This window comes from Ethanoligenens harbinense YUAN-3, assembly GCF_000178115.2.
GTDB lineage: Bacteria > Bacillota > Clostridia > Oscillospirales > Ethanoligenentaceae > Ethanoligenens > Ethanoligenens harbinense.
Genome location: NC_014828.1, coordinates 852,150 through 864,546, shown reverse-complemented (window position 1 = coordinate 864,546; position 12,397 = coordinate 852,150). Strand labels below are relative to the sequence as shown.

Sequence of the window (12,397 nt, the reverse complement as noted above, 5' to 3'; positions counted from 1 at the left end):
AACCATATAGTATCCCATTTTGAAAAAACTTTCAACATCTATTTTACACTTCATTTCATTTTGCAACAAATCGAAGGGTTTGGATTTCCGGAAACCAGGCGCATACCGTGTGCTTTGTCCATATCGCCATGCGCGCCCACTCCTAAGCCTTTCTACGAAAATGTCCAAATATTCCTTGATTTATTTAAATGTTTTATATAAAGTCTATGTTTTTTGATGTGTAATTTTCATAAATCCAAAAATAAAGTTTGGATAAATGACATCTACCTATCCGACCGGATATTTGCTATCATATATTCATACACGAAACACGCTGAACTTTTCCAAACAACCATTTATTTCACTCGTGTAGATTATTGGAGGTTTTGTTATGTCCAGTTTATCGTTAAAGCACATTTATAAAAAATATGCCGGAAATGTAGTTGCCGTCAATGATTTCAACCTTGAGATCCAGGACAAGGAATTCATCATTCTCGTTGGCCCCTCAGGATGCGGCAAATCCACCACGCTGCGCATGATTGCCGGTCTGGAAGAAATTTCGGAGGGTGAACTGTATATCGGTGACAAGCTCGTCAACGATGTCCCCCCGAAAGACCGTGATATTGCCATGGTGTTCCAGAACTACGCGCTTTACCCCCACATGACCGTTTATGACAATATGGCGTTCAGCCTGAAGCTGCGCCATATGCCCAAAGATCAGATCCGATCGCGGATCGAGGATGTGGCAAAAGCGCTGGATATTTCGCACTTGCTGGACCGCAAACCCAAAGCACTTTCCGGTGGCCAGCGGCAGCGTGTTGCGCTGGGTCGCGCAATCGTCCGCGAACCGAAAGTTTTTCTTCTGGATGAACCCCTTTCCAACCTGGATGCGAAACTGCGTACACAGATGCGCTCCGAGCTCTCCAAACTGCACAAACGTCTCGGCACGACCTTCATTTACGTAACGCATGACCAGACCGAAGCCATGACGATGGGGGACCGCATCGTCGTAATGAAAGACGGCGTTATCCAGCAAGTGGATACTCCTGCCAATCTGTATGAAAATCCGGTGAATCTGTTTGTGGCCGGATTTATGGGTTCGCCGCAAATGAACTTTATCGACGCTGTTCTGGAGAAAAAAGACGGGCATGTTTACGTCAATCTGGGTTCTTCGACAGAAAGCGGCAAGCCCGATTATTCGATCCCGCTGCCCGACGGAAAAATCAAAGGCACCGATCTTGCGCCCTATATCGGGAAGGAAGTTATCCTGGGCATTCGTCCGGAACACCTGCACGAAGAAGGAATCTTCCTCACCGCGGCAAAAGACGCGGTTGTGGACGCGCATGTCGATCTGACCGAAATGATGGGTGCCGAGACGTATCTGTATCTGACGGTCGTCGGCCAGAACGCCACCGCCCGCGTTTCTTCCCGCACAACGGCCCAAACCGGGAGCACGATCAAGATCGCGCTCGATACGAACCGAGTGCATCTGTTTGATAAAGAGAGCGGAGAAACCATCATCAACTGAATGCCCCAACATTAGATACACACCGGCTCCCGCGTTTGTATGGTTTATATGGCTTGTATCAAAAAACGGCTTTGATGCCGTTTTTTCTGTTTTCAGGCATAAAAAAGGCCGCCCGAAAGGGCGGCCTTCGGAGCATGCGGTATATCATGCCTTGCAGCTGTTTTTGGCATACAGGTAATTATACAGAACGGCGTGACGAAGCTCGTCGGTGATGATCTCTGTCAACACATTGATATGTACGCGGTTTTGCAGGGCAAACAAGATCTTGCGGTAGTTCTGCACGGCGTGCTGCTCCCCCTGAATGGCCCGACGGAGCCCGTCGCAATAGTTTGCGGGGGGCATGAACGTTTCACCCGGCATAGACGGCACCGGCCTGCCGGTCAGCTCCAGATAGAGCTGGCGGAACCAGCCGTTGTGATGCAGCTCATCGTTGCGGATGCCGGTGATGATCTGCCGGTCTTCGGGCGAAGGCGCACGCTGGAGCAGCCATTCATAAAACTGTGCATCCTCCGATTCGCCCGCCACCGCCTGCCCGATCAGCGAAAGTGCGCCAGGCAGGTTCTGCGGATAGACAAAAACCGGATCGAACGGCTGGTTCTGAACGGGTGCGGCATACTGCTGTACAACCGGAATGATCGGGATGGTGCCTCCCTGCGTATCGGCCGGAAATGGTTCGCCCGGATACGGGGCATACGGATTCGGATAATCCATCATATACTCTCCTCGCTTTCGCTTCCAGTATATGCCCGCTCCCGCATCCCGGTGTCCGCTCAGACCGGGCGGCTTTTACAGCGCCTTGCTCAGCGCATTGGCAACAGCCTCCATGATGCCGCGGCTGCTGTAGGTAGCGCCGGAAACGGCATCGACCTGCGCGGACTGTGAACGGATGATCGCCTGCGTGATGGTCGGATACGCGCGGCTGTAGAACGACGTGTCATCCTGTGTGGAAACCGTGCTCACACTCATTATCCTGCCGTCTTGCACAGTGACGGAAACCGTCGTGGTGCCGCCGCGGAAGCCTGTGCCCGTGCCCTGATAGACACCATCTTTATAGCCGGAAGATGTCTGGGAGGACGCGGCTGCCGAGGAGGAAGACGACGGTGCAGTCTGTGAACCCTCCAGGGACGCGCTGCCCGCGGTACTCCCCTGATCGGAAGATGCCGCACCAGCCGCCGTCGCGGTATTGCTGCTCAGCAGATTGGTGGAAAACGTGCCGGCATAATACGTGCCGGCCATCACGGCGGCCGCCATCACACCGGCGGCCGCGGGCCGCACACTGCTCTCCGAAATGGCAAGCGTGGCGTTTTTGCGCGGGCAGACGGCAACACAGGCCATGCATGCGATGCATTCCCCGGACCGGACCTTGTCGCTGCGATACAGCGCAATGCCCATGGGGCATGCGTTGGTGCATGCGCGGCACTTGCCGCAGGATGTCCTTTCTTTTTGTATATGCGTCACCCGTACTTTGGATACGATGGCAAAAATGGCGCCCAGCGGGCAAAGATACCGGCAGAAAAAGCGGTGGACGAACACCGAGCCGACCATGATCCCCACCAGCAGGAAAAACGCAGGCAGCAACGTGGTAAGCACCAGAGAAAGCGCCGGCGCTTTCCCGAACGTGAACAGCATGCCGAACGCATCCCACGGGTCGGCAGACGCAAACAGTTTGGAGCCCAGCGCCCACACCACCACAACCAGAACCGCCAGCCAAACATACTTCACCAGCTTGAGCACACGGTCGAGCCGCTCGCTGATGCGGGGTTTGCGTTTCCAGATTTTTGAGGAAATCTCATAGATGAAGTCACCCATCGAACCAAACGCGCACATCCACCCGCAAAAGAACCGCCCCAACACCATCGTCAGCGGAATGACGGCCACCGTGGCAACGATCTGCGGCAGCAAAACCGCCGGATTGAAGCTGTGGTTCAGAATGCTCTGAACGATCTGCTGCACGCCGCTGAAGGCACTGAAATAAACGCCCGGCAGGAATATGAAAAACAAAACCTGTGAAACGGCGCGAACGATGCGGATGACCGGGATTCTGGATATTCGATTAGGCATGACGCTGACTCCTTTTTTCTGTTTGGTCCGATACGATCTCCAACCGGCCGGAAAGCCCCGGCGTAGCATACAGTTCTCCACGTTCGGTGGCGATCACCGCTTCGGCGTCATATTGGCGCAAAAGCGGAAGATACCGCATTCCCCCTGCGAACAGGGCGGTAGACAGCGCGTCCGCTATCACAGACCGCCTGCACACCACGGTGACGCTCAAAAGCCCATTCTGCACGGGCCAGCCGGTGCGCGGGTCAAGAATGTGATGGTATCGCACGCCGTCCCGTATGAAAAACCGCTCGTTGCTGCCCGATGTGACGACCGAGCAGTCGGCAATGGAGAGCACGGCTATATAGGTGCCCCGCGCCGCCGCCGGATTCTGTATGCCGATATGCCATGGGCTCCCATCAGGCCGCGTGCCGACAGCGGCGATGTTTCCACCCAGATTGATGAGCGCGTTTTGCACGCCGTTTTCCGACAGGATGCGCTTCACTTCATCCGCGGCATAGCCTTTGGCGATACCGCCAAGATCGACCGCCTGCCCCGATCTCTTTAAAAAAGCGCGCGCATGTTTTGCATCGCAGACCAGCTTCCGGCTGTCCACCAGCTTCCGCGCACGGGCGATTTCGCGCTCGGCCGGGACGGTCTCCCTGTTTTTTTCAATCGCCCATAGTTTCGTCAGCGGGCGCACCGTGATGTCAAACGCCCCCCGCGACTCTGCGTGGATGGTTTTGGCCAATGCGAGCAGCGCCAGTGTTTCCGGATGCAGCTCCACCGCTTTGCGTCCGGCAAAAGCATTCAATCGGAAGATGTCGCTGTCCGGCTTGAAAACGGACATGCAATCGTCGATTTCCCGCACCCGTTTTTCCGCCATCGCCAGTGCGTCCGCCGCTTCCGCAAACAAATCAATCTCATTCAGGGTGCCCAGTGACAGGAAACGGCAGTGCAGCGCGTCCCTTTGTTGAGAAAACCCCTGCATGGTCAGTCCCCCTTTCCGCATGCTGTATATGGCAATGGATCTTTATTCCGATCGGAGCATCTAAGCGAAGCGCTTTTTCTCCGCTCAACAATTGATTTGATATCAGTATAAACGACAATTATCAAAAACACATGAGAATTCCATAGACAAATCGTAAACATTTCATGTCTGCCCGGCAAAAACGCTTACAGGATATTCTCCAGTCTCCCCGCTCTGCAAAAAAGCACACCAGCCCCGCGAAAACGCGGATCCGGTGTGCTTCAAAGACAAAACCGAACGTCACTTATGTCACCGGTTCGTCCCCGACGTTGGCAAAATACGGCCGGAGCAGTTCCAGAATGATTTCATAGGCGCCCCTGTTGACGTGGAGACCGTCCAGCGTCAGGTGCGCGTCCAACTGCCCGGCATTGTCCAGCAGATGGGAGTGGACATCGATATAGGTGAACCCATTGGCGATGCATTGCTCCCGCAGCAGCCTGTTGATGGCGCGGATAGCCGCGTTGCCCGCGGCGTTCAAGAGTCCCTGTCCATCCGCTTCATGCACGGGGTAGAGCGACTGCACACAGATACGCACACCCGGCATGGCCGCCACGGTCCGTTTCCCGATCTCCACGATGCGGGACACGATCTCCTCCTTGGTATTATGCGGCACAAACGGCATCAGGTCGTTCACCCCCGCCAGAATAATGACGGTGTCCGGCCGGAGGGAAGCGACCGCTCCATCCAACCGCGCCAGAATATCATACGTGGTGTCCCCCGCAACGCCGCGGTTGTAGAGACGGACAGGCCCCTGATACAGTTCATCTATAGGAAAATATTCCACCAGCGAGTCGCCGACCAACGCCACGGCGGGCACATCCTGCGGCTGCCCGGAGATGCAACCTTTCTCAACGTGCGGCATAAAAAAGTCCTCCATATGGTCAAAACACAAAACGGTTTTGCTGCCTCTGCCCCGGCCAAGCGCACTTACCGGTGCTTGTCGATCTTCCGGAACACCAGATAGGAATAGACAACACAGATGAGCGCAACGGCACACGCAATCACGATAACGGACCAGATGGCCATGCCTCCGCTCAAAATGGCAAACAGCAGAATAGCAATGCCACCCAAAACCCAGACAGGCGCAGCAAAGCGATGGGTCTTGCGCCAGACTTCCTCATTGGCCAGCGTCCACGGTGTCCGGATACCCACAAAGTAATTGAATCGGATGCGCCCCATCACGTTGCCAAGCACGATAAACAGGAACGCAATCGCAACTGAGACGACCATCGCGATATTGATCCGCATGCCGATGGCGGCGAGGGACGTGCAGATATAAATGAACAGCAGGGCCACCATCACCAGGCATTTGATGGCCTGGTAGCTGCCTTTGAACTTCCGGTAATTGGAACCGCGCGGGTCGATATACGGCGCCGCCGCCATCAGCAGGTAGACGCCCAGATTGAGCAGAGGCAAAAAGAACGCGCCCATGAACCGGCTTCCATATCCGTTTACATGCCCCTGGGCATCCCAGTGAACGGGCACCCTGGCCGGCATCTTTTGGTAGAAAATCGCGCCCAACAGAAACCCAACCGCCACGATCAGCAGGATATACCAGTCACTTTTGAGGATCTTTTTCATGGTTATCACTCTTTTCCTGAATATTGGCCGCGTTGAAGAGCCAGTTGATGACATCCTGAAAGACCGTTGTGTTGAGCGAGTAGATCACGTTCTGGCCTCTGCGCTCATCGGAGACCAGAGACGCCTCTTTCAAAATGTGCAGATGGCGGGAAATACTCGGTTTGCTGATTGCAAAATGACCGGCAATCTCCCCCGCGTTCAGGTCGCCCTGCTGCAGCAGGAGAATGATCCTGCGCCTCGTCGGGTCTGCCAGCGCCTTAAACAGTGTGTTTAGCGACATATTGCCCCTTTGTTTTATATTTAGCAAAAACTCTAATTACTCTCTCAAGTATATGCCTCGTATCACCAAAAGTCAATGGGAACACGCCCTTTCCATCCCGCATCCGGGCAGTCGCCGGCCGTGCGGGCCCATACCTTCACAACAAAAACAACCGCCGGTTTTTTCAAACCGGCGGCTGCAAATGGTTACCGTTCCATAAAGCGTTATCGTCCGCGCACCCGTTGAATGCCTTTCCAGATTTCATACCACAGCACGGACACGGCGGAGATACCGACGACCATCAAAAACTGCGCCGCCGAGAGGGCTGAAAGCTCCAAAAAACCATGGAGCGGCGTGTAAAGGATGACGAACAGCCCGGCAAGAACGGCAATGTTTGCGATCCACATCACTCGGTCTTTTGCGAGCCGCCTGGCCGAGCGGAACACAGGCTCCCGCTCCGAACTGTTCACCTGCACCAGGAACAGATTGGCAAGCATGATAATCGCAAGCCCCATCGTGCGGGCAAGCGGCACGTTTTGTGGGGACTGTGCCAGCACCGTGAGGTAGGTGCCAAAAGACGCGGCGAAAATTGCCAGCCCCTGCAGAATGCTTTTGGCCAGCAGCCCGGCGCCGATGAGTTTTCCCTTGGGATCGCGCGGCCTGCGCTCCATGATATCGTTTTCCGCAGGCTGGCGCTCCAGAACGACGGAACAGGTCGGGTCGATGATGAGTTCCAGCAGCACCACATGGAGCGGCAGCAACAGCAGGCCGGTCGCGGGGATGCTGAGCATGGGGGCAAGCAAAGATGCCAGCGCAATGGGAATATGGATGGTGAATACATAGCCCATCGCCTTGCGGATGTTGTCATAAATCCTGCGGCCGTCCTCAACGGTATCTACGATGGTGGAAAAGTTGTCGTCCATCAGGATCAGGTCGGCAGCCTCGCGGGAGACCTCGCTCCCGCGCTTGCCCATGGCGATGCCGATATCGGCGTATTTCAGCGCAGGGGCGTCGTTCACGCCGTCCCCTGTCATGGCGACCACTTCGCCGTTTTCCCGGAACGCTTTGACGATGCGCATTTTGTGCGCGGGCACCACGCGGGAAAAGATGCTGACTTCCCGGACCGTTTCCTGCAGTTCCCCGTCCGTCATCGCCTCCAGCCTATCGCCGGTGACCATTCTGCCGTTGTGCGGCATGCCGACTTTTTCCGCTATGGCCGCCGCGGTCATGCCGTTGTCCCCGGTAATCATCACGACGCGGATACCTGCTTTCCGGCAGCGGGCAATGTCTTTCCGGACACTCTCCCGGGGCGGGTCGGCGAGCCCGACCAGCCCCAGGAATGTGAGGGCGCAATCTGCCAGCCGGTTCGGAATCTCGCTTTCCGTACGGGGATGCGCCGCGCCTACCGCGATAACGCGCAGGCCCCGACGGGACATTTCCTCGCTTTTTTGCTCCGCAGCCTGCCGGGCGTCATCGGAAAGCGCGCAGAGGGTAATCAGGCGTTCCGGCGAACCTTTCGCGGCGATGACGATTTCCCTGCCGCGCCGCCAGACATGCCCCATCATCTTCTGCTCGTTGGTAAAGGCATATTCGGTAATCAGCTCGCCGCCAAAAAGCTGTTCTTTTGTGATACCCAGCTTTTCACAGTGAGCAAGCATGGCCTTTTCCATCGGGTCGTAGGCATCGGTTTCACAGCCTAGTCCCATCACTTCACACAAAGCGTGTTCATCGCCATTCGCCGACCAGGTCTCCTGCACCGTCATCCGGTTCATCGTGATGGTACCCGTTTTATCCACGCACAGCACGGAAACAGCCCCGAGCGTCTCCACCGCAGGCAGTTTGCGCACAAGGGAGCTCTTTTGGGCAAGCCGCCACGCGCCCATGGAAAGGAAGACCGTCAGAATCACGGGAAATTCCTCCGGGATCATCGCCATGGCCAGCGTGACACCCGCGAGGATGCTGTCGATGAGCCTGCTGCCAACCGCACGCGCCGGTATGCTGAAATAGGTGACAACGCAGACAAGCGCAAACAGCACGGCGGCGATACCCGCGCAGAGCTTGACAAGGCTGCCGGTCTGCTTTTGCAGCGGCGAGGCAGTGGGAGGAGCGGACGCAACGTCCGCGCTGATCTTTCCGTATTCGGTGGCGGCGCCGATCTCCTTCACCAGTATCTCCGCCATGCCCTGCGTAACGAGCGTGCCTGCATAGCAATAATCTTTGCGCCAATACCCGGAAGGCGGTTCGGCGTGTGCGCGGTCCACCTTCCACACGCCCTCGGCTTCGCCCGTCAGCGTGGATTCGTCCACGCACAGGTCGCTGCACCGGATGATGCTGCCGTCCGCCGGGATTTTCACGCCTTCATGCACCAGCATGACGTCGCCCGGCACCAGATCGACGCTGGCGATTTCCGTTTCTTTGCCGTCGCGCAGGACGGTGACGCGCGGAGCGGACAGGTTCCGGAGCGCACGAAGGGTACGGTCCGTCTTCCATTCCTGCGTCATGTCGATGCCGATCATGCCGACGACAAACAGGAGCATGACCGCCCCGTCCCGCTGTTCGCCCAGAATGAAATAGATCGCGGCGGCCGCAATCAGCAGCAGGAACATCGGCTCGCTGAGAATATGCAGCGCCTTATGAAAAAAATCCTGGTTCTTTTGGGGGACGAGTTCGTTTTTGCCAAACCGCTCCTGTAACGATCTGGCTTCCGCAGAAGTCAGTCCCGCCGCAGTGTACTTGCTGCCTGTCATAAAAGTTACCTCCATTTACCGTTTCCGGCTTGTAAGATAGCTCCCTGGCACTCCAGTCTCAGTTGTATGTTCCCCAAAGGGTATAAAAAATCACACCCGCGGAACATACCACTGTCCCGCAGGTGTGATCAAAGATGCAAACCCGCTGCCGCCAAAGCGGCCCAGCCCCACAGACCCCAAAAGGATCCATCGCCTGCTCAGTTTGTACTGTAGATTCATATGCAGTGCAAAGAGATCATTCATATGATAACATATTCCGGGCGGATGTCAAGCGTGCCGGGCGGTGTCCTCATACATTGAACAGCAAACCGAAATTTTGTATAATGAACGGGAGAAATCGGCAGTGCCCCATTCTCCATTTTCAAAACCGACGCCGGGACGTCTGGAACGCCCCGCCGGCAACAGTGGAAAGTAGTGATTTGTTTTGAAGCAGAAATGTGCGGAAGAAGCGTTCAAACTTGTCAAAGACGGAACCGTCATCGGCCTGGGCGGCGGCGGCACGGTGTCCATCCTCGTCGGCCTGATCGCGCAGGCGGGCCTGTCCGTCCGGGTGGTCACACCCTCCACCCGCACCGCCGCGCTCTGCGCGGAACACGGCCTGCCCGTGCTTCCCACCTGGACGGTGGACGCCATCGACATCGCGTTCGACGGCTGTGACGAGTTGGACGGCTCACTCAACGCGCTCAAGAGCTGCGGCGGCATCCACACCAATGAAAAAATCGTTGCCTCTCTGGCAAACGAATATGTCCTGCTGGCGGACGAAAGCAAGGTGTTCGCCGCGCTGCCGTTTACGCACCCGGTGGTACTGGAGGTCATTCCCGAAGCGAAAGCACTCGTGGAAAAACGGGTGCAGGCTTTCGGCGGCGCGGCAGCCTACCGCGTAAGCGGCGCCAAAGACGGCTTCACCGTCACCGACCACGGCAACTACCTGCTGGATATGCAAATCGCCCCGCCGGACGATTTGGCGGCTTTCCACGAGGCGCTGCTGCACATCCCCGGCGTAGTGGACACCTCTCTGTTTTATCGGGTGGCGGCCCGGGCGCTGGTGGCCGGGCCGGGCGGCGTGCGGCAGCTCACGCGGGGCTGAACATCTGCGCACCTTTCGTTTCAACAAGCCGACCTGCAAGGAGGAATTGCATTATGGGCTACAACTGGGGCCTGATCGGAACCGGCGTCATCGCCAAAGAAATGGCGGCCGCGCTGCGCGCCGTCAACGGGGAAATCTACGGCGTGTGCAGCGGCAGGCCGAACTCCGCCAAAACATTCGCCGAGACCCACGGCGTATCCCACGTGTTCACCGACGCGGACGAACTGCTCGCCGACCCAAAGCTGGACATTGCCTACATCGCCACGCCGCACAACCTGCATTACGAGCTCCTGCTCAAGGCTATCCGCAGCGGCAAGCACGTATTCTGCGAAAAAGCCATCACCGTCAATGAAAAACAGCTTGAGGAAGTCGTCGCGTTGGCGCGGGAAAAGAACGTGGCGGTCATGGAAGGCATGACGCTCTACCACATGCCACTCTACAAAAAGCTGCGGGAAATCGTGGTGTCCGGCACCATCGGCAAGGTCAAGATGGTGCAGGTCAATTTCGGCAGCTGCAAGGAATATGATGTAAACAACCGCTTCTTCAGCAAGGAACTGGCCGGCGGCGCGCTGCTCGACATCGGGGTCTATGCCGTCTCGTTCGCACGCTTCTTTCTGGAAAAGAAACCGAACGTCGTGCTGACCACGCCGCAGTATTTCGAGACCGGTGTGGATGAACAGTCCGGCATTCTCATGAAGAACGACTGTGGACAGATGGCCGTCACCGCGCTGACCATGCGCGCCAAGCAGCCCAAGCGCGGCGTGGTGGCCGGTGAAAAAGGCTTCATCGAAGTCTCCAACTATCCGCGGGCGGACAAAGCCGCCATCACCTACACCGCCGACGGACACACCGAAGAGATTGCTCTGGGCGAGACCGCCAAAGCGTTGGAATATGAGGTGGCGGACATGCAGGCATACGTCGCCGACCGCACCGAGGGCGAAACCCTCGGCTGGACGCGGGACGTGACCAGCCTGCTCAGCGAGATTCGCAACCAGTGGGGCATGATTTATCCTTTTGAACGTTCCCCGGCATGACTGCGGCCAGCAGCCGCCCGGACATGGGGCCCCGCAAGCACCGCCCGTTTTGTTGCTGCTTCCCCATTCCAGATGGGATAGAGACTGATTTGAAAGGCCACCGGCATCTCCGGCGGCCTTTTCTTGTCCAGGCCCAAAACAGAAACCGCCCCCGGGTCGTTCCGGAAGCGTGCTGTCTGCCGTATAAACCTCATCAGCGGGACGGATGTTCTCTGTCCAGAATGGCCTTCAGCTCTTCGAGGTAGCAGGAAGCCAGGGGACTCAGCGTCAGTTTCCGGTGGGCGATCCATCCCACCGTCATGTGTTCGTCCACCTGCAACGGCACGGAGACGATATCGGTGCCGTTGAGTTCCGCACTCAGGATGCCGGTGGAAATGGTGTATCCGTCCAGCCCGATCAGGCAGTTGAAAATGGTGGCGCGATCGCTCACGCGGATGTTCTTGCGATGGGAGAGCGTACTGAGAATCTCCTCCGAAAAATGGAAAGAATTGTACTCTCCTTGCTCGAATGACAGGCAAGGCAGGTCTTCCAGGTCCTCCAGCGTCACAAACGGCTTGTTTGCCAGCGGGTTCTGCGCACTGAGGAAAACGTGCGGGCTGGCGTCGAACAACGGATGAAATGCCAGATCGTTCTCATTAAACAGCTTGTGCAGCACTTTGGCGTTAAACGGGTTGAGATACAGGATGCCAATCTCGCTGCGCAGGTTTTTGACATCCGCGATGATCTCATAGGTGCGGGTCTCACTGAGCATGCAGTCATAGGCCGTCAGCCCCTGATGCCGCAGAAGCGCCACAAACGCGCTCACCGCGAACGCATAGTGCTGCGTGGAAACGGAAAACTGCCGCCTTGCCGGTTTGTTTTTGAGATAGCGTTCCTCCAGCAGGTTCATCTGCTCGGTCACCTGTCTCGCATACCCCAGAAACTCCGTGCCCTCCGTTGAAAGGACAATGCCGCGGTTGGTGCGGATAAAAATCGTCACGCCCAACTCGGTCTCCAGTTCCTTGATGGCGCTCGACAGGCTCGGCTGTGTGATGAACAGCCGCTTGGCGGCTTCGTTGATGGAACCGCAGTGCGCGATCTCAATCGCGTATTTCAGTTGTTGCAGTGTCATC

At 56.8% G+C, this 12,397-nt stretch carries 11 protein-coding genes and 1 riboswitch; of the genes, 3 read left to right on the top strand and 8 right to left on the bottom strand.

Going from position 1 to position 12,397, the window contains the following annotated elements; translation table 11 throughout:
- The first annotated feature begins 370 nt into the window (after positions 1-370).
- Entirely contained in the window at positions 371-1,507 is a 1,137-nt protein-coding gene (locus tag ETHHA_RS04015; protein ID WP_013484728.1) for an ABC transporter ATP-binding protein, read from the top strand.
- 144 nt (positions 1,508-1,651) lie between these two features.
- Here ETHHA_RS04015 and ETHHA_RS04010 read toward each other — a convergent pair whose 3' ends face one another.
- The 7 genes from ETHHA_RS04010 to ETHHA_RS03980 form a co-directional block, all read right to left on the bottom strand.
- Positions 1,652-2,221 carry a ferritin family protein gene (locus tag ETHHA_RS04010; protein WP_013484727.1) on the bottom strand — a complete coding sequence of 190 codons (570 nt, stop codon included), beginning with the start codon at positions 2,219-2,221 and terminating at the stop codon, positions 1,652-1,654.
- A 72-nt stretch (positions 2,222-2,293) separates the two neighbouring features.
- Entirely contained in the window at positions 2,294-3,568 is a 1,275-nt protein-coding gene (locus ETHHA_RS04005) for a 4Fe-4S binding protein (RefSeq protein WP_013484726.1), read from the bottom strand.
- Positions 3,561-4,538: an FAD:protein FMN transferase gene (locus ETHHA_RS04000; protein WP_013484725.1), complete on the bottom strand. Its 978-nt coding sequence runs from the start codon at positions 4,536-4,538 to the stop codon at positions 3,561-3,563. The genes ETHHA_RS04005 and ETHHA_RS04000 overlap by 8 nt, the downstream gene beginning before the upstream one ends.
- 283 nt (positions 4,539-4,821) lie before the next feature.
- Complete coding sequence (locus ETHHA_RS03995) at positions 4,822-5,439, bottom strand: GDSL-type esterase/lipase family protein (RefSeq protein ID WP_013484724.1); 618 nt, start codon at positions 5,437-5,439, stop codon at positions 4,822-4,824.
- A 65-nt stretch (positions 5,440-5,504) separates the two neighbouring features.
- Positions 5,505-6,158 carry an SdpI family protein gene (locus ETHHA_RS03990; protein ID WP_013484723.1) on the bottom strand — a complete coding sequence of 218 codons (654 nt, stop codon included), beginning with the start codon at positions 6,156-6,158 and terminating at the stop codon, positions 5,505-5,507.
- Positions 6,136-6,438, bottom strand: a complete 303-nt coding sequence (locus ETHHA_RS03985) for an autorepressor SdpR family transcription factor (protein WP_013484722.1) — start codon at positions 6,436-6,438, stop codon at positions 6,136-6,138. The genes ETHHA_RS03990 and ETHHA_RS03985 overlap by 23 nt, the downstream gene beginning before the upstream one ends.
- 203 nt (positions 6,439-6,641) lie before the next feature.
- Positions 6,642-9,164: a cation-translocating P-type ATPase gene (locus ETHHA_RS03980; RefSeq protein WP_013484721.1), complete on the bottom strand. Its 2,523-nt coding sequence runs from the start codon at positions 9,162-9,164 to the stop codon at positions 6,642-6,644.
- 109 nt (positions 9,165-9,273) lie between these two features.
- Positions 9,274-9,375: riboswitch (NiCo riboswitch) on the bottom strand.
- Between the two features lie 213 nt (positions 9,376-9,588).
- Here ETHHA_RS03980 and rpiA point away from each other — a divergent pair.
- Together rpiA and ETHHA_RS03970 are read left to right on the top strand one after the other, a co-directional pair.
- The gene (gene rpiA / locus ETHHA_RS03975; protein ID WP_013484720.1) at positions 9,589-10,251 is read left to right on the top strand and encodes a ribose 5-phosphate isomerase A; all 663 of its coding nucleotides are present in this window, start codon (positions 9,589-9,591) and stop codon (positions 10,249-10,251) included.
- A gap of 50 nt (positions 10,252-10,301) precedes the next feature.
- A complete protein-coding gene (locus ETHHA_RS03970) occupies positions 10,302-11,285 on the top strand; it encodes a Gfo/Idh/MocA family protein (RefSeq protein WP_106919190.1) in 984 nt (327 codons plus the stop codon).
- A 193-nt stretch (positions 11,286-11,478) separates the two neighbouring features.
- Here ETHHA_RS03970 and ETHHA_RS03965 read toward each other — a convergent pair whose 3' ends face one another.
- Positions 11,479-12,396: a LysR family transcriptional regulator gene (locus ETHHA_RS03965; RefSeq protein WP_013484718.1), complete on the bottom strand. Its 918-nt coding sequence runs from the start codon at positions 12,394-12,396 to the stop codon at positions 11,479-11,481.
- Between the last annotated feature and the right edge of the window lies 1 nt (position 12,397).